This window comes from Lysinibacillus sp. NPDC093190 (assembly GCF_050280425.1).
In the GTDB taxonomy this organism is placed as follows: Bacteria; Bacillota; Bacilli; order Bacillales_A; family Planococcaceae; genus Lysinibacillus.
In genome coordinates, this window is sequence record NZ_JBNNVG010000024.1 from 63,780 (window position 1) to 85,194 (window position 21,415).

A 21,415-nucleotide genomic window follows, 5' to 3' on the forward strand; every position below is an offset into this window, starting at 1 on the left:
GCCAAGGAGAAATTAACCCAAGAAGAAAGGAGCGAAGATTATGTATGTATTAGCGATTGACGGTGGTGGAACGAAAACATCAGCAGTGATTTGTGATGAACTGGGCAATGTTTATGCTAAAGTAGTAACGACTCGGAGTAACCCAACAGCTATGGGTATTCAATATTTTAAGTCAACGATTCATGATATACTACAAAATTTACAACAACAAAATCTGCAAGTATTTGCAGCCATAGATAGTTGTTTTGCTGGCATGGCTGGAGTTAAGGAGCTACAGGCAGAAGAAGTTGTAAAATCGATAGTACGTCAATACATTCCTAAAACAGCACATGTTATTGTTGATAATGATGCTCTAATTGCACTTTATGCAGGTACACTTGGGCAGGCAGGTATTGTGCAAATTGCAGGGACAGGCGCCATCACAATGGGCTACGATCGTGAGCAACATTTTCATAGAGTAGGGGGCTGGGGTTATCTTTTTGATGATGAGGGTAGTGGCTATGATTTAGGGGTTCAAGTGCTGAAGGCTATTTTTCAAAGCTATGATGGACGAGGAGACCCAACAGCTTTAACAGATGTTGTATTGCGTTATTTTTCTGTGGAAAATGTACCACAATTAATTGAGTGTATATATGGAGAGGAGCATCCTCGGACAGTGATTGCACCGTTAAGTAAATATGTTTTTGATGGGGCAGAAAAAGGAGATCGTGTTGCTATTCAGATCATTGAGGATGCTTGTAAGAAATATTATGTAGCGATTAAAGCATGTTACTCTCATATGACTTGGGAGGAAGGGGACGTACCTGTCGTATTGGTAGGTGGCGTTTTTAATAATGAAACATATTTTGTACCGAAATTACAGCAATTCGCACAAGCTGACGAGATACCATTGCAATTTATGGCACCAGTCTTACAACCAATTGGCGGGGCAGCAATTGCAGCTTTCAAGCAAATAAACGTTCAGCTCTGCTCAGATTTTGCGAAATCTTTCTCCAAAAATTATGAACAGGAATGAAAGTGATAAGACTAAAGGCAATTGGATTACGTGTGCTATTCAATTGCCTAAATTTTCTACTTCAAGCTGTGAACATATAGATTTTTATGGGTTCAATTCAAACTTTACATACTTAATAAAGTGTTTGATTAGGAATACTTAATTTTTTTAGTTATAATTTTCACTTGATGAATATCGTGATAAAATGTAAGATAGGTTTGATTTTATCTTAGTATATAACTAGGTTTACTAATAAAGTAATCTGTGGGGGCTCTATCTACCGCTGATCACAAATCGGGCTTTTACGGGCAGTGTATCGCCCACCTAACTTCTTTGCATTCACTAGATGTTGAGGTGGGAGTGTTATACCTGACGCTTCGCTTGCGGTAAAGATAAATGACTGCCCGTTAAAGCGGTATCAAAATTCAATAGACGGAGAGTGTAAGGATGTTACATCAATTTTCACGTAATGAGCTCGCAATAGGAACAGAGGGACTCGAAAAATTAAAAAATACAACGGTAGCCATTCTTGGCGTAGGCGGTGTAGGATCATTTGCTGCTGAGGCATGTGCACGAAGTGGTATTGGCCGCATTATTTTGGTGGATAAGGATAATGTAGATATTACGAATGTTAATCGTCAATTAGTTGCCTATCTTTCAACGGTTGGAAAATCTAAGTCAGGTGTCATGAAAGAGCGTATTGCTGATATTAATCCAGAATGTGAAGTAATTGATATGCACATGTTTTACACGGAGGAAACATATGAGGAATTTTTCGCACAAGGCATAGATTATGTCATTGATGCGAGTGATACAGTGATGTATAAAATTCATATTATGAAGGAATGTCTAAAGCGCAATATTCCAATGATATCTAGTATGGGAGCAGCAAATAAAATGGATCCTACTCGTTTCAAAATTGCGGATATTTCTAAAACGCATACGGACCCATTAGCTAAAGTAATTCGTACAAAATTACGTAAGGATGGTATTCATAAAGGAGTAACAGTTGTGTTCTCAGATGAGAGTCCTATTGTAGTTCGTCCAGATGTTGTGGAGCATGTCGGAAAACCAGATGCAGCTATCCGTAAAGCTAAAATGCCTCCATCTTCCAATGCATTTGTTCCTTCAGTAGCTGGTTTAATTGCAGCAAGTTGGGTAGTAAATACAATCTTAAAAGATGTAAAAATTACACGTGTACAAGGTTAAAAAACTTTGAAAAATCTGTTATGTCGATAAATTTAAAAAGTTGGGCGATAAATTAAGAATTTTCACCGATAAATTAATAATATTTATCGATAAACTTAAATAATTTCTCGATAAAAATAAAAAGCTGATATTGAACCATTTTATGGAAGCGGCTGTCTCGATTGAAGACAGCTGCTTTTTCTATGTTACAATAGGAACATTGTAAAAAAGGGGTCTAAGATATTTATTAGGATTTCTATTCAATTTATGTTGAAGAGACGCATTATGACTCCTCCAACATTTGCTGTAGAACCTATAATAGGAGGCGTTTTATGATGGAGAAAATCTATCAAATGGAATATAGAGGCTTAAATCTATTCGATGAAATTAGCACAGTAGAATTAGCTATCGATGAAGAAGGGCAAACGATACACATTTTTGATGTTGGCCAGGTTGTTAGCCCTATTTTTAATTTTGATGTTTCGGCTTTCGAGCTATCAGACGGTTTTTACAAAATGGCGGATATACTTCGACATAAACATATATTGACAAATCAACAGCCAGGCAGTGAACTAACGCTTAGTGAGTGGTTAATTACAAACACTGCCTATTTTTATATACCACAAAAAAGAATAAAAATATATGCACAAGGAAGTATTATCGAAATTGTTGATCGAACGAAAGAGCAATCTTTATTTGATGATTATGTACAAAGAATATAATTTTACCAAAATTGTTCGCTTTACGTGCTCAAAAATGCTATTAATTCACTAAATTGCCTTATTTTTTTCATGTGTCCACTTCTTTATTTGGTTTATTGCTATAATTTTAATAATTCCAATAGATAATAAATCAGTTTGTTTGGAATGTGCAGGACTGCTTAGGGGAGTAGGAATGACGTTTAGAAAACAAATGACAACATCGGAGAGTGGTAAAATGGAAATTCAAGTAATTCGTGATCATTTAGACATTGTAAAGCTTCAAGAGAAAATGAATGATATTGTATTTGATTATTTGGATACATCTAATAATTATCCAAAGGCTATGAAAGGACTAAATCCTTTATATACACAAGCTACAACATTTTATAAAGAATATCTAAACAATAGAGCGGGTGAATTACCAAGTGCAAATACATATTGGCATTTGTTTATAGATTGTTGTGCAAAGCTTTGCTACTTTTTAGCGGCATCAACTTATTATTCATCCAATGAGTTACAAAAAACACCTGAAAAAGTTGAGCAATTATTAACTGTTGCTGCCTATTCTTTACCTAGCATTGACCAAGAAGAGAATGAGCAATTATTATCAGCAATTTTTGCACTTTATAGTGAAGTCGTAGGGGATGAAGAGAAAACAGTATCACTACGAAATGCAGTACTTGAACAAAAAGGTGCAGTCAAACAATGCTTGCAACAATTTAAAGTATTTGTTGATAATGAAATTACGAAATAATTTAGGAGTGATTGAATCATTTTCTTAAAATAAAATAGTAATCTAGAATCTGCTAAGTTTTTGCGGTTGATCTACCAATCCTTACAGCACACTGCTTTGTGAGGGAGGATTGGATTTCCAACTCTTAAATTTTTGCAGATTTTTTTGTGAATGTTAATAGATTTTGTGAGAAGATCGTTATAGTAGTGTTAAAATTTTGTTGTAGGAAATAAAAAAATGACTTTTTTCTTAAAAGGGATTTATAAATTTTTGTCGAAATATAGTTAAAAAATTGAAAATCTATGTGTAAGGTTTATGCCTCATCATCAAAACGTACACCATATTTAAGTTGATTGGAGTACCAATCACAATGAAACTCAACCCTACGTTATGGTGATGATTATGGTTTATTCCATACAATAAGTATTTTAAGAAGGGGGCTGTGCAATGTTAATAAACGGTATTGAAATCGATTTGGCGAAATTAGAAAAACCACTCTTATTAGTAAGTGAGGATGAGGAACTTCTATTTCGACAGCTTATCCAACCAACACTTGAACATGAGCTTATCCAATGTCAATTAGCTCTCTCGACAAGAAAATCTATCTCATTAGTTAGGGATTTTTGGTTGGCTATGTATAAAGATCGAGAAAAATTATATATCAACAGTGGACATGCGCTCCTGTATCCAATTCGTTTCATCATATTCGAACTGGTGACACAAGCCGACTACTTTAAACGTTTGTCGAAAAAATCTTTTGGAGATGAGTATCTGTCACTCATTTATGCCGTTGTCCTATTACAGTTTGTCTTACGGTGGATAAAGGAACGTTTTAGTGATAACAAGGAAGTTTATGAGGCATTAAAATTATTATATAGAACTACAGATGATCATGTAGATGATCAAACCTCTCCGTCAAGAGAGCAATCAATTGGTCAAGCAATTGCTGTAAAAGCAATTCGCACTGAAGTACGGGAGAACGCCCAGGAGTTTGCTAGTCTACTCTATCAAACCCACAATTTCCTTCATTATTTACATGATATTGAAAAAGAAAAAGAGGAAAAAGAAGATACGACTAAATTACCATCAATGAGAAATGTAGAAGATATATTAAACCAATTTTACAATAAGCGCTATACAACCAATAAGGCAACCTTTACAGGGTGATTGCTTAGCAGTCAGTCCTGCTTTTAAGGGAAAGTAATAAGATAAAAAAATAAGGCGCTTCTAGTTATTGAAGTGCCCTATTTCATGAAAAAACATTATAGTATGTTTTTCAGTAACCTAGTCAAGGAACGATATTACTTTTCATCTTTATGAAAAGATTTAAGCTTTTCGTATATTCCTGCCATTCGTTTTTCTTCACCCGCAATAACAGGTTTATAAAATTCGGTGCCCACAAGCTCATCGGGTAAATATTGCTGGTCGATCCAGCCACCGAATGTTCCAACAGGGCTGTTATGGGGATATTGATAACCTACATGACCTAAATCTTTTGCCCCTTCATAATGAGCATCGCGTAGATGATGTGGAATATCGCCTGTTTTTCCTTCATGAATGCTAGCAATGGCGGCATCGATAGCTATAATTGCAGAATTGGATTTGGATGCAAGGCACATTTCAATAACAGCACTTGCAAGCGGAATACGCGCCTCGGGTAGCCCTAAACGTTCAGCCGCTTGTACAGCCGCAAGCATATGAGGTCCTACATCAGGATTGGCAAGGCCTATATCCTCATAAGCCATAACAAGTAAACGTCGACTAACAGCTACTAAATCACCTGTTTCCAATAAATGAGCTAAATAGTACAATGCTGCATTCGTATCACTTCCACGAACTGATTTTTGTAATGCAGATAGTAAATTATAAAAATGGGATCCTTTTTTATCACCATAAACGCCAATTCTGCCGATAAGATGCTCAATGATATGATCAGCAGCAATGGTTTGACCGTCTACTTCATCACTTGCATAATAAATTGATTCAAGCAAAGTTAATGCCTTCCGTGCGTCACCATTAGCTGCTTCAGCAATTTGCTCAATTTGATGATCTGTTAATACAAAATGATGTTTAGCTAGCCCGCGTTTTTCATCAGAAAGTGCTTTTTTTATAAGTTCGATTATATTTTCTTTCGTTAAACGTTTTAGTTGATATATTTCTCCGCAACGTGAGCGAATAGCGGGATTAACATCATGGTACGGATTTTCCGTCGTAGCTCCAATTAACACGATTGAACCGTTTTCAACATGTGGTAATAAAGCATCTTGCTGTAATTTATTAAAACGATGAATTTCATCTAAAAAAAGAAGGACTTTCCCAGATATTCGAGCTTCCTGTACAATATCCTCAACGTCCTTTTTACCAGCGCGAGTAGCATTTAGTGCGAAAAAGGGAAGCTTCGAGCTTCCTGCTATGGCATTCGCTATTGACGTTTTACCGATACCTGGCTCACCGTATAGTAGCATGGATGGAACATGTTCATTTTGAATCATTTTATAAAGAGCGGTGTTTAGGCCGATAAAATCTTGGTGTCCTACAATCTCTTCAAGGGTTAAAGGACGCATGCGATAAGCGAGTGGTTCATTATGCATTAAAAATTCCCCCTTTCAACTGTTTTTCAATTATTATGTTTTTTTGTGCTTATAATGAAGCGTTAATAGTATTTTGCCTAACTATACAAAGGCGCAATTAATAGTATATCATAACCTCCCGAGAGTATTTCCGAGTTCTTCGAGAGGAGATTATGATATACTGTTGGTAGTATTTTTGACTAGACTATTTGAGGGTGATAAAATGAAAATTTCTACAAAGGGCCGTTATGGGCTAACGATTATGATTGAATTAGCAAAGCATTATGGAGAAGGACCTATTCCACTACGCAAAATCGCTGCTGAAAAGGAGCTTTCTGAGGCATACTTAGAGCAGTTGGTTTCACCATTACGTAATTCTGGCTTAGTGAAAAGTGTACGCGGTGCATATGGTGGGTATATGCTAGCAAATCCACCAAGTGAAATTTCGGCGGCTAATGTTATTAGTGTGTTAGAGGGTCCAATTCAACCAGTAGAAGGTATTGAAAATGAAGAAGCACCTCAGCGAGAGTTATGGCTCCGCATTCGTGATGCTGTGAAAAATGTATTGGATACAACGACAATTGAGGATCTAGCTCAATATACTGAGGAAAATGTAGCGGAAGGCTATATGTTCTATATTTAAAATTAGGCTAAAGCACATCTCCCTATCCTGAGGAAGGGAGCTGAGTCTTTAGCGCTTTTCGTACAAAGGAGTTTTCAACATGAATTCATATATTTATCTCGATCATGCAGCGTCATCACCAATGAATGACAAAGTAATAGACGCTATGACTATAGCAATGCAACAGGTTTATGGGAATGCATCAAGTATTCATGGGATAGGTCGAGAGGCACGTAAATATTTAGATAATGCACGTGAAATACTTGCCCAATCAATTGGTGCTCAACCTGGGGAAATTATTATAACAAGTGGCGGAACAGAGGCGGATAATACGGCTATTTTTGGCACTGTTTATGCACGGGCTGCTGAAGGGAAGCATATCATTACCACACAAATTGAACATCACGCTGTGTTACATACTTGTGAAAAGCTTGAGCGAGATGGCTTTGATGTGACATATTTACCGGTTGATGAAAAAGGACGTGTTTCTGTAGAAGACGTGCGAAATGCATTACGTGAGGATACAATTTTAGTAACGATTATGTACGGCAATAATGAAGTTGGTACGATTCAACCGATTGCTGAAATTGGTGACTTGTTACGTGAACATAAGGCTGTTTTCCATACAGATGCTGTTCAGGTATATGGTTTAGAGTCAATTAATGTTGCTGATTTACAGGTTGATTTACTAAGTGTTTCCGCACATAAAATTAATGGTCCTAAAGGTATTGGTTTCCTTTACCAAAAAACAGGAACACCATTTACTAGTTATGCATTAGGGGGAGCGCATGAGAAAAAACGTCGTGCAGGAACTGAAAATGTGCCTGCAGTGATTGGCTTTGCTACTGCAGTGCAAATTGCAAATGAGTTGCGAGAAGAGAAGCGTGCGCTATACAATCGCTTTAAGCAAATTATGTTGGATGTTTTCACGAAGGAAAATCTAGCATTTCATATGAATGGAGATTTAGAAAATACGCTCCCACACGTTTTAAATGTAAGTTTTTCTGGTATGGAAGTAGAGTCATTCCTAGTAAATCTTGATATGGCAGGTATTTGCGTATCGAGTGGTTCTGCGTGCACAGCTGGTTCGATTGATCCATCACACGTTTTAGTAGCGATGTTTGGACAAGGCGCAGAGGAATTACGCAACTCGATCCGCTTTAGCTTCGGTCAAGGTTTAACAGAAGCTGATGCACAACATGCGGCTGAAAAAACAGCAGCGATTGTGAAAAGACTAGCGAAAAAATAGTTTGCTTTGAATTTGAATAAAAGAAAAGGTGACCAAAATGAAAGAAACACGTGACCCCTCACAAATTCGTGTTGTTGTCGGCATGTCGGGTGGGGTAGATTCTTCGGTTGCTGCATATTTACTAAAACAACAAGGATATGAAGTAATCGGGATTTTTATGAAAAACTGGGATGATACAGACGAAAATGGCGTTTGTACAGCTACAGAAGACTATGATGATGTTATTAAAGTATGTAATCAAATCGGGATTCCTTACTATGCAGTGAATTTTGAAAAGCAATATTGGGATAAGGTTTTCACATACTTTTTAGAAGAATATAAAGCAGGACGCACACCAAATCCTGATGTTATGTGTAATAAGGAAATTAAATTTAAAGCGTTTTTAGAGCATGCGATGGATCTTGGTGCTGATTATTTAGCGACAGGTCACTATGCTCAAATTGATCGTAGTGGCGATGGCGAAGTTAAAATGCTTCGTGGTATTGATAATAATAAAGATCAAACGTATTTCTTAAACCAATTATCACAGGAACAATTGTCGCATGTAATGTTCCCAATTGGACATATTGAGAAAAAGGAAGTCCGTAAAATTGCGGAGGAAGCTGGGTTAGCTACAGCGAAGAAAAAGGATTCAACAGGAATTTGCTTTATTGGAGAGCGTAATTTCAAAGAATTTTTAAGTCAATTTTTACCAGCTCAACCTGGTAAAATGGAGACGATGGATGGTGTCCTGATGGGCCAGCATGACGGATTAATGTACTATACACTTGGTCAACGTCATGGTCTTGGAATTGGTGGTGACGGTGAACCTTGGTTCGTGTTAGGGAAAGATTTGGAGCGCAATGTGTTACTAGTGGGACAAGGTTTCAATAATGATTCACTATTTTCTACTTCACTGACTGCTGTGAAAATGAACTATACTTCGACAAAAAAATTGCCCGGGAAATTTTCATGCACAGCAAAATTCCGTTATCGTCAAACAGATACACCAGTAGAAGTGGAAATTTTAGAAGATGGACGTACACATATTACGTTTGCTGAGCCAGTACGTGCGATTACACCTGGACAAGCTGTTGTACTATATGACGGTGAAGAATGTTTGGGTGGCGGTACAATCGACGAAGTTTTCAAAAATAATGAAAAACTAACATATGTAGGTTAATTTGCGAAAAGACTGCTTATACTCTTTCCTAAAGCGTATAGAGTTTAGGTAGTCTTTCGCTACATAGAGGTGAAGAAAAATAATGAATTTTAACGAGCAGGGCATTCAAGCGTTTCAGGAAAAGCGCTACGAGGATGCTGCACAACTTTTTACTCAAGCAATTGAAGCGGAGCCTGAAAATTCAATTGGTTATGTAAATTTTGGAAATCTCTTAGCGGTCTTAGAGGATACTGAACGTGCAGAGCGTTTTTTCCAAAAAGCAATCACTGTTGATGAAATGGCAGCAACTGCTTATTATGGTTTAGCAAATTTATATTTTAATGCGGAACGATATGCGGAAGCAGTAAAGCTTTATGAGCAAGCACTAAAACATAAAATTGAAGGCGCAGATGTGTATTATATGATGGGCAAATGTTTTGAGCGAATGGAAAATCCGAAGCTTGCACTGCCATATTTACAACGAGCTTCAGAGCTTGCGCCAGAAGATACACAAATTCGTCTAGCATATGCAATCGTGCTATGTGCATTAGAAATGTTTGAAGAAGGTAAAAAGGAATTAGATTATTTGATTGAACAGGATTGGAATAACGCAGATGCACATTATAATTTAGGTGTATTATATGCGGTATCTACTGAGCAAACAGAAGATGCCATGTACCACCTAAAACAAGCCTTTACTTTACAGCCAGAATACGACCAAGCACGTTATATTTATGATATGATTGCACAGCGATTTAACTAAAATCATTTAAGCTCTTAAACACTGAAAGGATGCCAAAATTACGTTGGCATCCTTTCAAATTGTCTACAAGAGAACAAATATATATTAAAGTGTATCAACCCCTCGTTTTGCCGAAGAGTAATACTTTATTTAAAGGGGAGCTTAATTCATTGACGTAATAGTTTTTCAACAACTTGAAAGGATGCCGAAACTAGTTTAGCATCCTTATTTATTTTTGTCCTCATCATCCTCTGAATGGTCATCAAATGATAGTTGATATATATATTGTGCTAAATGTGCAATTGGAGTAGTTTCTAAAAATGATGATTCTGCTTCGTTCGCTTTTAAAATATTGATTTCTTCATTCAGTCGTTCCATTTTTCGATCGAGTTCAGCTACTTGAATGGCAGCCTCCTTCAACTCAAAACGAATATGTTCAGGTACTTCCTTGTTGTATTTGTAATAGATTTTATGTTCAAGGCTGGCCCAGAAGTCCATTGCAATCGTACGAATTTGAATTTCGACATAGACCTTTTCCATACGATCAGACATAAAAATTGGGATTTTTATAATAAGATGCAAGCTTTGATAGCCATTTTCCTTTGGATCTGCAATATAATCTTTTACATCCACAACTTCAATATCATTTTGTGCCTGAAGCATCGTACTCACTTTATATATATCTTCTACAAAGGAGCATGTAATTCGGACACCTGCAATATCACGAATGTTTTCACGAATCGCTTCAATAGATGGCTCAATGTTCTTTTTCTTGACCTTTATTATTATACTTTTTGGTGACTTTACTCGAGTTGATAAATGCTCAATCGGGTTATATTCATGAATTAGCTGGAACTCTTCTTGTAAAATATTTATTTTCGTTTCAATTTCCTGCAAGGCAAATTTATAGTTTAAAAAGAAGCGTGTTAATTCTGTTTGCAGAGTTTTTATAGTGGTTGCTTCAAGTTCATTTTTCATATTACATAAAATCCTTTCTTTTAGTTGTTAGTTCACAACTAAGTAACTAAATATATAATATTCAATATTAGCTTAACAAAAATAGCGACTAAATAGAAATAAGTGCTCTGAATCTATGTATTGTCTTGTTTCATAAATTTACATTGTAAAATTTAAAAAAAGGGGGTGTTTAGTCCCCTTCGTAATCAACGATAATTTCAGCATTTAAGTTGTATCGTTTATTAAATTCATCAACGAATATTTGTAAATCGATATAAATGCCAATATAAGGCTCTGTTTCTTGATCACGTAAGAAGCCGCATGTTGCCTTTAAAGATTTTGAAAACTCAAGTAGCATTTGTTCATCATCTAGCTGTATATGTAACGAAAGAGAATTATCCTTCGTATTTATCTTAAAATATTTACCGTCTATAATGCGTTCTAAATTTGTTTCTTGAAAAGGGAAAACATAATCCTTATATATTAACTTCACAATACCCCGCCTTTTTTGCAATAATGCACCACATCTGAATAAGATAAATCTCCACCAAAAATTGAAAGAGCGCTACCGATTGTCACATGAAGTTTATCATTTGAGATATTTTTAAATTTCTTTAAGTCTTCTAAAGATCGAATTCCGCCAGCATATGTTGTTGGAATAGTTGTCCAAGTGGCTAAATCTTGCACTAAGCTTTCCTGCATACCGCCTTGTTTTCCTTCCACATCAACAGCGTGAATAAGTAATTCATCACAGAAATTTTCGATAAATGCAATAGACTCAGCATTTACTTCAAAATTACTAAACTTTGTCCATTTATCAGTAACAACAAACCATTTTCCATCACGCATACGGCAGCTTAAATCGATGACAAGATGCTGTTTACCAATAATCTGTACTAATTGCTTTAGTCGATCTAAATGGAGTTTGGCATCATTGAATATAAATGATGTGACAATAACATGGGTAGCTCCCGCATCAATATACTTTTTTGCATTTTCCGTGGTGATGCCGCCACCAACCTGCAACCCTTGAGGATATTCTGCTAGTGCTGCTAATGCGGCTTCTTCGTTTCCGTTACCTAGCATAATGACGTGACCACCTGTTAATTGATCCGTGGCAAACATTTTTGCATAATAACTAGAGTCATGATTTGAAATAAAGTTCTCAATAACTTCTTGATCTTTATGACCTAATGTGCTACCAACAATTTGTTTTACTTTGCCATCGTGTAAATCGATACAAGGTCTAAATTCCAATAGTTTCACAATCCTTCCGTGCAACAAATTCACTTATATCATAGCATGTAAAGGTTGATAATAACCGTGAAATGTTATTTATCAAACTAATTATAAAAGAATTTAGTGAATTCTCTTTTTAAACGATTTTTCACATTATGGTGTGGTAAAATATAATGATTGAAATAAACACGAAAGGACGAACCGAAAATGGCAGAGAATCTTGATTTATTTGAACAAAATAAATTTTTTATACTCGGACGTCCAATCGTCTCTATCTTCCATAATGCACAAAATATGTATTCGATAGTTCGTGTGAAAATTCAAGAGACCAACTTACAGTATGAGGATAAGGAAATAATAGTTGTTGGATATTTCCCGACGTTACAGATGGATGAACAATATCGTTTTACAGGATTATTGAGACAACATCCAAAATATGGTGTGCAATTTCAAGTAGAGACATTTACAAAGGAAGTGCCAGCAACAGAGCAAGGAATTATTCATTACTTATCGAGTGACTTGTTTGTTGGAATCGGAAAAAAAACTGCTGAAACAATCGTAGAGAAACTAGGGGCAAATGCGTTACGTCTTATTTTAGAGGACGCAAATGCGCTCGATGCTGTACCTCGACTATCTGCTGAAAAAAAAGAGGTTATCCATCGTACGATTGAACAAAATTTAGGCTTAGAACGAGTGATGATTCAACTGAATGAATGGGGTTTCGGACCACAGCTCGGTATGAAAATTTACCAAATATACCGAACAGAGGCCGTTGAATTATTAACTGAAAACCCATACCGCCTTATTGAAGATGTAGAGGGTGTTGGTTTCTTTCGTGCCGACGAGCTAGGTTCAAAATTAGGGATTACTGGCAATCATCCAGACCGTATTAAGGCGGCGATTTTACATACTCTAAATACAGCAGCATTATCGGATGGGCATGTATATCTAGATGCAGAACATGTGTTACCGCTAGTAAAAGATATGCTTGAGCAAAGCCAACGAGAGGTAATTCCTTTTGAGACTATTTCTAAAGCTTGCATCGAATTGCGTGAGGAAAGTAAAATTTGTGGGGAAGAAACGAGATTATATTTACCATCTCTATATTTCTCAGAAGTAGGAATTGCATCAAAAATATTAGCTTTAATCGAACGTAACAATAAGGCTGAACATTTTAGTAAGGCTGAAATACGCAAAGCGATTGGTGAAACAGAAGAGATGCTCAATGTCACATATGCTGAAACACAAGCGAATGCTATTGAACAAGCTTTAAACTCGGCTGTTATGATTTTAACTGGTGGACCCGGTACAGGTAAAACAACTGTTGTTCGGGGTGTAGTAGAAGTGTATGCAAAGTTACACGGACTATCATTAAACCCGAAGGAATACGCACAAAAAGAAGAGCCCTTTCCGATTATTTTATGTGCTCCAACAGGACGTGCTGCCAAGCGTTTATCGGAATCAACAGAACTTCCAGCTATGACAATCCATCGATTGCTAGGCTTTACTGGTCAGGAGAAAGAGGAAGAAACTGAGCGTGAGGTTACAGGGAAACTCATTATTGTAGACGAAATGTCGATGGTCGATACTTGGCTCGCGCATCAATTATTAAAGTCCTTGCATGAGGATGTGCAAGTTGTATTTGTGGGCGATCAAGATCAGCTTCCACCAGTAGGACCAGGACAGGTGTTAAAGGATTTGTTGGCTTCCGGGCAAATACCTACTGTCGAATTAACAGAGGTTTATCGACAAGCAGAGGGCTCAACGATTATTGAACTTGCTCATCAAATTAAACGTGGTAATATCACAAATGATCTAACATTAAAAACGTCTGACCGTTCATTTATTAAAGCTTCCTCAGATCAGGTAGCAAGCGTTGTTACACAAGTTGTGAAAAGTGCGGTTGCGAAAGGTCAAGAAATTCGTAATATCCAAGTGTTAGCACCAATGTACAAAGGTCCAGCAGGAATAGATAATTTAAATAAAATGATTCAGGATCTTATTAATCCAAACGACACTGGTACTAGAAAAGAGCTCGTCTTTGGTGATGTCACATATCGCATAAAGGATAAAGTCTTACAGCTTGTCAATCAACCAGAGAGCAATGTTTTTAATGGTGATATGGGTGAGGTAATCAGTATTATAAAGGCAAAGGAAACAATTGAGAAACAAGATTTACTTGTTGTGTCATTCGACGGTATTGAAGTAACTTATCAACGGAGTGATCTCAATCAATTGACACTTGCCTACTGTTGTTCAATTCATAAATCGCAAGGCTCTGAGTTCCAGACAGTTATAATGCCGGTGGTACGAGGCTATTCTAAAATGCTGCGTCGTAATTTGTTATATACAGGTATTACGCGTGCAAAAAATTTCTTGATTTTATGTGGTGAACCTGATGTGCTAGCAGATGGTTTACAGCGTACGGATGATTTACAGCGCTTTACGTCTCTACGTGCAAGGCTCAATCCAATGAATGTTGCAGAGGAAGTTGTAGAAGCAGAAATGGTTCCATTAAACGAAGATTTACAAAATGAAAAACAATCCATTGATTTCAAGCTAACGGTAGAAACAGAACCATATATCCATCCATTGATTGGAATGGATGGTGTCTCGCCGTATGATTATTTAAATGAGTAAAAGATGAAAAAATTTTATGAGGTGAATATAGTGAAACGCATGCTAGTATTGCTTCTGTTCATGATGCTGTTACCTTTTGCAGAAAAAGCATATGCAAATAATACCGTCATCCAAGTGAATGAGGAAGCAACTGTCTTTGATAATCGTTCAGGCTCACTAGTTCAGGTGGGAACATTATCAGCAGGGCAAACTTTTGAAGTAACAAAAGATTATGGAGCCAATTGGTGGCAGATTCGTTGGGGTGGTTATTATGGTTATGTTGAAAAACGTTATACAAAGGTTGTTTCAGCAAAAAACTATAAAAATACAGTCCCAGCTGTTGCTAAAATAAAGGACTATATTGTCCCAACAAGCGTTGCACCGATTTACGATAATACTGGCAATAAACTTGTTCAATTTGCCACATTGTCAGAGGGAGTTCACTTCCCTATATATAGTAAAATGGGTAATTGGTATGGAATTGCTGTGAACGGACGCTTAGGGTATGTACATAGTAATTTTGTTGTGGAAGAAAAAGGTCAGGGTACAACAAATACGAATACTACAAAGCCTATTGAAAAACCAACTACAACTCCTCCTATTAAACAAAATGGCTATATAGAGGCGTTAGAAAACGTAATTCTTTATGATTTCCGCCGTGAAAAAGAAATGGCTATTGCTACGTTAATGAAAGGACAACAGCTAGAGGTTGTAGAATCAATGGATCCAACATATGTTCAAGTTCGTTGGGGAAAATCATATATTTATGCAGAAAAATCAAAGGTGAAATTTTTAAATACGCCTTCGTATATAAATGTTGGTAAGGACAATACCATGAAAAATGAGTATTTCATCCCTATTTCTGCAAATAGTGAAATTTATGATAAAACAACAAAAGTGTTACAGCCATTTGCTAAACTAGATACAAATCGCCGTTATCCGATATTGCGGAAAGAAGGGGATTGGTACGTAACAGTACTTGGCGGCCGTGAAGGATATATCCATAGCTCTAAAGTAGCGATTGATCGTGGCGTTCCTGTAATGATGTATCATCATTTTCTAAAAGAGCATGAGCTTGGACGTTTCAAAAATGTAAGTACTACGATGACAGATGTTCAATTTGCAAAAGAAATGCAGTATTTAAAAAGTAAAAACTACGAAACCATTTCTGTAGACGAATTCTTGCGTTTCATGCGCAATGAAATAACACTGCCTGCCTACTCAATTGTTTTAACTTTTGATGATGGCCTATTGTCGACACGTGAATATGCGTATCCAGTACTTAAAAACAATGGCTTTAAAGCTACACAATTTTTAATTACTTACCGTAATGAAAATTCGAATGATGGGCAAATTTTTAATTATAATGATTTACAGGCACTTTCACGTCAGGACATGACAAATATGCAAGATGTTTTTGCGTATGGATCACACACTTATAATTTACATGACTTAGTAGGGAATAAAGGCAAAATGCTTCTAATCCCATATCATGAGGTTGTTCAGGATTTACAACGTAGCACAACAATTATTCCAAAGGCTAAAGCTTTTGCTTATCCGTTTGGACAATATAATGCCAACATCATTAATGCGGTAAAGGAAGCTGGATTCACGATGGCATTTTCAACGAAGATTGGCTATAACAATCCGTACGATGATGTATATCAAATTAAACGCTTGTCCAGTAATCAACAAACAACATTTATACAATTCCAAAAAATGGTCCTGCCATATGCGCAGTAAAATACAAAACCCGATCAATTCGAATTGATCGGGTTTTGTTGTGCAATTTTTTTAACTTCTTTCAGCGGGTGTCCAAACATCTGTACCTGTCGCTGCGTTAGCACTACGCTTTCGCACAAAAAACATCTGTTGACCTAAAGCAGTGGATGTCACAGAATCGGAAAGGAGTTCTTTGTGCAAACACAAAGAACTCCTTTCCGATTCCGGACGCACTTATGCTGAGGCATAAGTGATTTAGTGGATGCCAACTAGGTGATGTTTAACTACTTCATATGCTTGGCAAACATTTTTAAATTGATCTTTTTCTTTGGCAATCATGTCTGAAGCAATAGAAAATAAAAGGTTCTCTTCATTATGATCCTCCATTTTATTCATTAAAGCAGCTTCCATTTCCGCCACGTACGAGATGATTTGTTTGTTCATATATATTCTCCTTTAATAAAAAGATGTATTTGATTTAGTTACGAAGCTATCTTACACCTGGATATATAAAAAATCTAGCAATTCTGTACTAGTCGAAGAGGGCTTTTTTGTGAATGTGTCACAAAATTGAACTCGTTAAAAAAGTGCTAATTGAAACCGTTTTTATCTAAAGTAACTGAAAAATTGTGCAATAAAGGTGATTTTCAACTGTATTTATAAAATAGTACAGTTTAGATAATTTGAGATTTTGCTATAATACAGTTGGATAAAGTGGAACCTAATATTAGGGAATTTCATATACTGAAAAAGTATAAAACATTTGTAACGTTTAGGGGTGACTGCATGCCAGTAATTACAGGACAGCAATATATTGACCGTATTGACGCTTTAAAAACATATATTTCGATTGATGGGAAAGTTGTCACAGGGAAGGTGTCGGAGCATCCAGCATTTAAGGGAGTAATGCAAAGTCAGGCAAGGCTTTTTGATTTACAAAATGAAGAGGCATTGCTTGAAAAGATGACATATGTTTCACCAACGAGTAATAACCGTGTAGGTATGTCTTTTCTTCAAGCGGTGACAGTCGAAGATCTCGTGAAAAGACGAAATGCAATACGAGAGTGGGCATTATCTAATCATGGCCTTATGGGGAGAAGTCCAGATTACATGAATACGACATTAATGGCTCTGGCATCCATAGCAGAATATTTGAAAGATAAGCCAAATTGTTTCCCCCAGCATTTATTAAAATTCTATGAGTATGCTCGAGAGAACGATTTGACGATGACACATACATTTATCGAGCCACAAGTAAACCGTCAAAAATTTTATTTTGAAGATGAAGATGTTACAATTGCTGCTAAAATTGTAGCTAAAACGAGCGAGGGGTTAGTAATTAAAGGTGCGAGATTACTAGCGACACAGGGAGGAATTACAGATGAACTCCTTGTTATATCAACAAATGGTTTTGATGAAGGAAAAGGCTTTGCTTTCTCAATACCAAGTAATACAAAAGGTTTAAAGTTTTTATGCAGACAATCATTTGTCGGAGGGGAATCGGCTTTTGATTATCCATTAAGTAGTCGTTACGAGGAAATGGATGCAATCGTTGTATTTGATAATGTTGTAGTACCTTGGGAACGCGTCTTTTATTATGAGAATGTGGAAGTTGCCAATAACTTTTTGAACGTAAGTGGTTTTCAGACATATGGTTTACATCAAGTTCTTACACGTCAAATTGCCAAAACAGAATTTGTCTTAGGTGTTGTACAGTCAATAATAAATACGATAAATATCGGCGAATACCAACATGTGCATCAAAAGGTTGTTGATATCATCGTGACATTAGAAACGATGAAGGCCTTACTGTTAAAGTCTGAAATAGAAGCGAAAAGAGATGACTTTGGTTTTATAAGACCTGACCTTCCAACAGTACAAGTAGCTATTCAGATGTTCCCTAAAGTATATCCGACCTTTACAGAAATTATCCAGTTACTTGGCGCAAGCGGATTAATGTCCATTCCAAGTGAAAAAGCATTTACAGCGGATGACGGTGAACTTGAGCATTATTTACAGTCTTTTCAGGATGGTGGAGAGGAGCGCGTCAAAAAATTCCGCTTAGCTTGGGATTTAACGATGAGTAGCTTTGGTACAAGACAAACACTGTATGAACGCTTTTTCTTTGGGGATCCAGTTCGTTTAGCCAGCGCACTTTATAATTCTTATAACAGGGAAGAATTAGTTAATCGGGTAGAAAACTTTTTGAAAAATAATAATTAGTTTTGAGGAAGTAACTGTTTAAAATTAATTTAACTTATTTCAGCGGGTGTCCAAACATCTGTACCTGTCGCTACGCTTTCGGTACAAAAGACATCCGCTGAAATAGAGGAACTCAGTCTAAGAACGCCACGTCCTGTGGCAATTTATCTGTGCGAAAGCGAAGCGACAGCAACACACGACTGAGTGACCAACATCATGTTGCCCTAAAGCCTCCGGACGCAATTATGCCGAGGCATAATTGATACAATTACTTCTCTTTGAGTGTGATGTACTATAAAATATATCAATATCTTTATAGATAAGTCAGCACATCATCAAAAGTAACAATTCCAAGTAGTTCAAGGTTCTCAGTTACTACAGGGACTGCTAAAAGACCATATTTCCGAATGATTTGGATTACTTCAGATTGGTTTGTATGGGCAGATACTGAAATTATTCCGGAGTTCATAATTTCACGCATTCGACACTCTGGTGGTGAAATTATTAGCTCTCGTAATGATACGACTCCAAGCAATTGTTTATTCGTATCTGTAACATATAAGTAATAAAAAGTTTCTGCATCTGCTTCACTATGCTTTAGGCGTTCAAACACATCAATTACTAAATCATCTTTTGCAACTATTACTACGTCTGTTGTCATCAAGGCTCCCACTGACCCTTTTTTGTATTGAAGTAATTGCTTAATATCATCGGCTTCATCTTTTTCCATGCATTCTAAATAAAAATCGGCTTCTTTATATGATAGTAGCCCCAAGAAATCTGTGGCGTCATCTGGAGGTAATTCATTTAACATCTCCACTGCAAATGGACGGTCAATCTCTATAATACATTTTTTCTGCATGGCTGGTTCTAGCTCGCTAAAAATTTCTCCAAATTCAGACGGAGTTAAAAAAGAATAAATTGTGAAGCGTTTTTCCTCACTAAGTTCTGTAAAAAATGTTGCTTGATCCATAGGATGTAAATCTAGAAAATCCTTTCGAAAAGAATCTTTTTTTCCAGACTTTAAAGATTGCAACATGTAGTATGTGTACTCTTCTTTATATTTATATTGATGTAGTCTAATCATTATTGACGCTCCTTTCTATTACAAATTCTCAATTTCGACACTCAGGACGTGATCAATCTTTTTGACATAATAATAAATCTCCGTCGTATATTGGTTTTCTGGTACCGAAAGAATTAAGTCAATTAATTGGTGATCGTTATCAATATCTTTGAGCTTGAAATGCCGAATTTTATATTCATATTTTTTTGAAGATCCATTTTGCCCTCTATGCTTAATCATTTTAATTAATTCTGTCATACGATAATTCGATTCCACGATAATCTTTAATGAAATATCCTGTCGGTTAAGTGTTGATAGACCTAATGTTTTAATGAAGAAGGGCACAATGTTGACTGCCGCTATCAATAGGATGACAGCACATGTTGCTTCTAGATAAAACCCTGCCCCGATAGAAATTCCAAGGGCAGAAGCTGACCAGATTAGTGCAGCGGAAGTAAGACCAGAAATAACCTCGTTACTTCTTCGTAAAATAACGCCAGCACCAATGAAGCCAACTCCGCTTACAATCTGCGCAGCAAGTCGCATCGGATCCATATTCGGATGATTGGCACCTCCAAATTTTCCGAATGCTTCTATGGATACAATTGTTAATAAACAGCTGGCAATACAGATGACCATACTAGGTCTTATGCCAAGTTGTTTTTGTTTAATCTGTCTATCAATCCCAATCAATAATCCGAATAGTAAAGCTAGACTTAACTTGATTATCATTTCTACTGTCATTATCATCGTCAATCACCTCTTCATTTCTTTTTATAGAATGCCACTAAAATAAAAATAATATAAAAAAGCTCCCGTAAAAAAGGGAGCTTCTTGCTTAGAATGTATCTTGTTCGACGTACACATCAAATAAACCTATCTTGGTAAACTCCAATTTTGCGGGAAATTCATAATTGGGTTTTTGAAGAAAGGGACATATGCGGACTGAACGCAAAAACGCTGCCTTTTGCCATATTCGAATTATTTAAAAATATGAAATGCCATATCGAATAACTATCCATCACATGTTTCCCCCTTTTTAGTCAAATAAAATAAAAAACCCCTCTAACGATTTAGAGGGGGTGAAAAGCGCACGAAAAAACAAAAAAGTACGTTCGATTCCCCTTAATCGAGTTTTAGCACTATACACCGTAAAGAAATGATATCATTTCTTAGCCACCTTATGAAAAGCCTTAATTCGGCAATTCCTGTTCTACCCATGGGTATCTTTCGATATTTCTGGGCAGTGGCCTATGTTTGCATAGGAGCCTCACCTAACGAGGACATATAGTTTTCAAGTGAATTGTACTCCGAATTATTTTGGTTGTCAACAACTGTTTAAAAGAAAAAATCTTAAAATGGCCTCATACGTGGGGGGCCGTTCCATTGGGTAAAACGATATTGGCCACGAAGGCATATCTCAGGACGTTATATCTTTAACCTTTGTTCCCCTACTGGCTAGCTCCCTTTCCAATCAACTTTTTATTACATAATATCCCGAACTTTTGGTGATGAGCCTTATTATTATGCTTACAATTTTTACTTAATCAAATTTGGGGTTAGAAGTTTTTTTGAATGATGATTTGTCAAATTAAGTGCAACAATTGCTCATTAAAAGCCTCGTTTGCAGTTTTCCAACCAAGACATTTTCTTGGTCGGTTGTTGATATA

The 21,415-nt window shown here is 36.5% G+C and carries 20 protein-coding genes and 1 riboswitch; of the genes, 12 read left to right on the forward strand and 8 right to left on the reverse strand.

What is annotated here, in order from left to right:
* Positions 1-40: 40 nt before the first annotated feature.
* From ACQKOF_RS17880 to ACQKOF_RS17900, 5 genes are all read left to right on the forward strand, one after another.
* The gene (locus ACQKOF_RS17880) at positions 41-1,015 is read left to right on the forward strand and encodes an N-acetylglucosamine kinase (RefSeq protein ID WP_427559837.1); all 975 of its coding nucleotides are present in this window, start codon (positions 41-43) and stop codon (positions 1,013-1,015) included.
* Between the two features lie 426 nt (positions 1,016-1,441).
* Positions 1,442-2,203, forward strand: coding sequence for a tRNA threonylcarbamoyladenosine dehydratase (locus ACQKOF_RS17885; RefSeq protein ID WP_132356940.1), 762 nt, complete (start codon positions 1,442-1,444; stop codon positions 2,201-2,203).
* A gap of 311 nt (positions 2,204-2,514) precedes the next feature.
* Entirely contained in the window at positions 2,515-2,904 is a 390-nt protein-coding gene (locus ACQKOF_RS17890; protein ID WP_427559840.1) for a hypothetical protein, read from the forward strand.
* A 172-nt stretch (positions 2,905-3,076) separates the two neighbouring features.
* On the forward strand, positions 3,077-3,637 hold the full coding sequence (locus ACQKOF_RS17895) for a hypothetical protein (RefSeq protein ID WP_427559843.1): 561 nt from the start codon (positions 3,077-3,079) through the stop codon (positions 3,635-3,637).
* A 426-nt stretch (positions 3,638-4,063) separates the two neighbouring features.
* On the forward strand, positions 4,064-4,783 hold the full coding sequence (locus ACQKOF_RS17900; RefSeq protein WP_427559846.1) for a hypothetical protein: 720 nt from the start codon (positions 4,064-4,066) through the stop codon (positions 4,781-4,783).
* 134 nt (positions 4,784-4,917) lie between these two features.
* Here the strand turns inward: ACQKOF_RS17900 and ACQKOF_RS17905 are convergent, their stop codons facing one another.
* Positions 4,918-6,207: a replication-associated recombination protein A gene (locus tag ACQKOF_RS17905; RefSeq protein WP_427559848.1), complete on the reverse strand. Its 1,290-nt coding sequence runs from the start codon at positions 6,205-6,207 to the stop codon at positions 4,918-4,920.
* 202 nt (positions 6,208-6,409) lie between these two features.
* Here ACQKOF_RS17905 and cymR point away from each other — a divergent pair, with 202 nt between their 5' ends.
* The 4 genes from cymR to ACQKOF_RS17925 all read left to right on the forward strand — a co-directional run bounded on the left by cymR (position 6,410) and on the right by ACQKOF_RS17925 (position 9,961).
* Positions 6,410-6,829, forward strand: a complete 420-nt coding sequence (gene cymR, locus ACQKOF_RS17910) for a cysteine metabolism transcriptional regulator CymR (RefSeq protein WP_053484768.1) — start codon at positions 6,410-6,412, stop codon at positions 6,827-6,829.
* Between the two features lie 79 nt (positions 6,830-6,908).
* On the forward strand, positions 6,909-8,057 hold the full coding sequence (locus ACQKOF_RS17915; RefSeq protein WP_427559851.1) for a cysteine desulfurase family protein: 1,149 nt from the start codon (positions 6,909-6,911) through the stop codon (positions 8,055-8,057).
* Positions 8,058-8,094: 37 nt separating this feature from the next.
* The gene (gene mnmA, locus ACQKOF_RS17920; protein ID WP_427559854.1) at positions 8,095-9,219 is read left to right on the forward strand and encodes a tRNA 2-thiouridine(34) synthase MnmA; all 1,125 of its coding nucleotides are present in this window, start codon (positions 8,095-8,097) and stop codon (positions 9,217-9,219) included.
* 82 nt (positions 9,220-9,301) lie between these two features.
* Positions 9,302-9,961, forward strand: coding sequence for a tetratricopeptide repeat protein (locus ACQKOF_RS17925; protein WP_427559857.1), 660 nt, complete (start codon positions 9,302-9,304; stop codon positions 9,959-9,961).
* A 204-nt stretch (positions 9,962-10,165) separates the two neighbouring features.
* Here ACQKOF_RS17925 and ACQKOF_RS17930 read toward each other — a convergent pair whose 3' ends face one another.
* The 3 genes from ACQKOF_RS17930 to hisA all read right to left on the reverse strand — a co-directional run bounded on the left by ACQKOF_RS17930 (position 10,166) and on the right by hisA (position 12,154).
* Positions 10,166-10,918, reverse strand: coding sequence for a GTP pyrophosphokinase (locus ACQKOF_RS17930; protein WP_427559860.1), 753 nt, complete (start codon positions 10,916-10,918; stop codon positions 10,166-10,168).
* Positions 10,919-11,087: 169 nt separating this feature from the next.
* Positions 11,088-11,390 (reverse strand): hypothetical protein, encoded by a 303-nt coding sequence (locus ACQKOF_RS17935; protein ID WP_427559862.1) that lies wholly within the window; start codon positions 11,388-11,390, stop codon positions 11,088-11,090.
* Positions 11,387-12,154 (reverse strand): phosphoribosylformimino-5-aminoimidazole carboxamide ribotide isomerase, encoded by a 768-nt coding sequence (gene hisA, locus ACQKOF_RS17940; RefSeq protein ID WP_427559865.1) that lies wholly within the window; start codon positions 12,152-12,154, stop codon positions 11,387-11,389. Before hisA ends, ACQKOF_RS17935 begins: the two co-directional genes overlap by 4 nt.
* A 189-nt stretch (positions 12,155-12,343) precedes the next feature.
* Between hisA and recD2 the strand changes: the two genes are divergently transcribed.
* The gene (recD2, locus tag ACQKOF_RS17945; RefSeq protein WP_427559867.1) at positions 12,344-14,776 is read left to right on the forward strand and encodes an SF1B family DNA helicase RecD2; all 2,433 of its coding nucleotides are present in this window, start codon (positions 12,344-12,346) and stop codon (positions 14,774-14,776) included.
* Positions 14,777-14,779: 3 nt separating this feature from the next.
* Positions 14,780-16,498 carry a polysaccharide deacetylase family protein gene (locus tag ACQKOF_RS17950; protein ID WP_427559870.1) on the forward strand — a complete coding sequence of 573 codons (1,719 nt, stop codon included), beginning with the start codon at positions 14,780-14,782 and terminating at the stop codon, positions 16,496-16,498.
* A gap of 51 nt (positions 16,499-16,549) precedes the next feature.
* On the opposite strand, the gene ACQKOF_RS17955 is transcribed toward ACQKOF_RS17950, so the two are convergent.
* A complete protein-coding gene (locus ACQKOF_RS17955; protein ID WP_427559873.1) occupies positions 16,550-16,678 on the reverse strand; it encodes a hypothetical protein in 129 nt (42 codons plus the stop codon).
* A gap of 54 nt (positions 16,679-16,732) precedes the next feature.
* A complete protein-coding gene (locus ACQKOF_RS17960; RefSeq protein WP_132356928.1) occupies positions 16,733-16,921 on the reverse strand; it encodes a hypothetical protein in 189 nt (62 codons plus the stop codon).
* 342 nt (positions 16,922-17,263) lie between these two features.
* Here ACQKOF_RS17960 and hpaB point away from each other — a divergent pair, with 342 nt between their 5' ends.
* Positions 17,264-18,700 (forward strand): 4-hydroxyphenylacetate 3-monooxygenase, oxygenase component, encoded by a 1,437-nt coding sequence (hpaB, locus tag ACQKOF_RS17965; RefSeq protein ID WP_427559875.1) that lies wholly within the window; start codon positions 17,264-17,266, stop codon positions 18,698-18,700.
* A 292-nt stretch (positions 18,701-18,992) separates the two neighbouring features.
* On the opposite strand, the gene ACQKOF_RS17970 is transcribed toward hpaB, so the two are convergent.
* Both ACQKOF_RS17970 and ACQKOF_RS17975 read right to left on the reverse strand, forming a co-directional pair.
* Positions 18,993-19,766, reverse strand: coding sequence for a magnesium transporter (locus tag ACQKOF_RS17970; protein ID WP_427559877.1), 774 nt, complete (start codon positions 19,764-19,766; stop codon positions 18,993-18,995).
* Positions 19,767-19,784: 18 nt separating this feature from the next.
* Positions 19,785-20,495, reverse strand: coding sequence for an MgtC/SapB family protein (locus tag ACQKOF_RS17975; RefSeq protein WP_427559880.1), 711 nt, complete (start codon positions 20,493-20,495; stop codon positions 19,785-19,787).
* A 365-nt stretch (positions 20,496-20,860) separates the two neighbouring features.
* A riboswitch (M-box (ykoK) riboswitch) is annotated at positions 20,861-21,034 on the reverse strand.
* Positions 21,035-21,415: the final 381 nt, after the last annotated feature.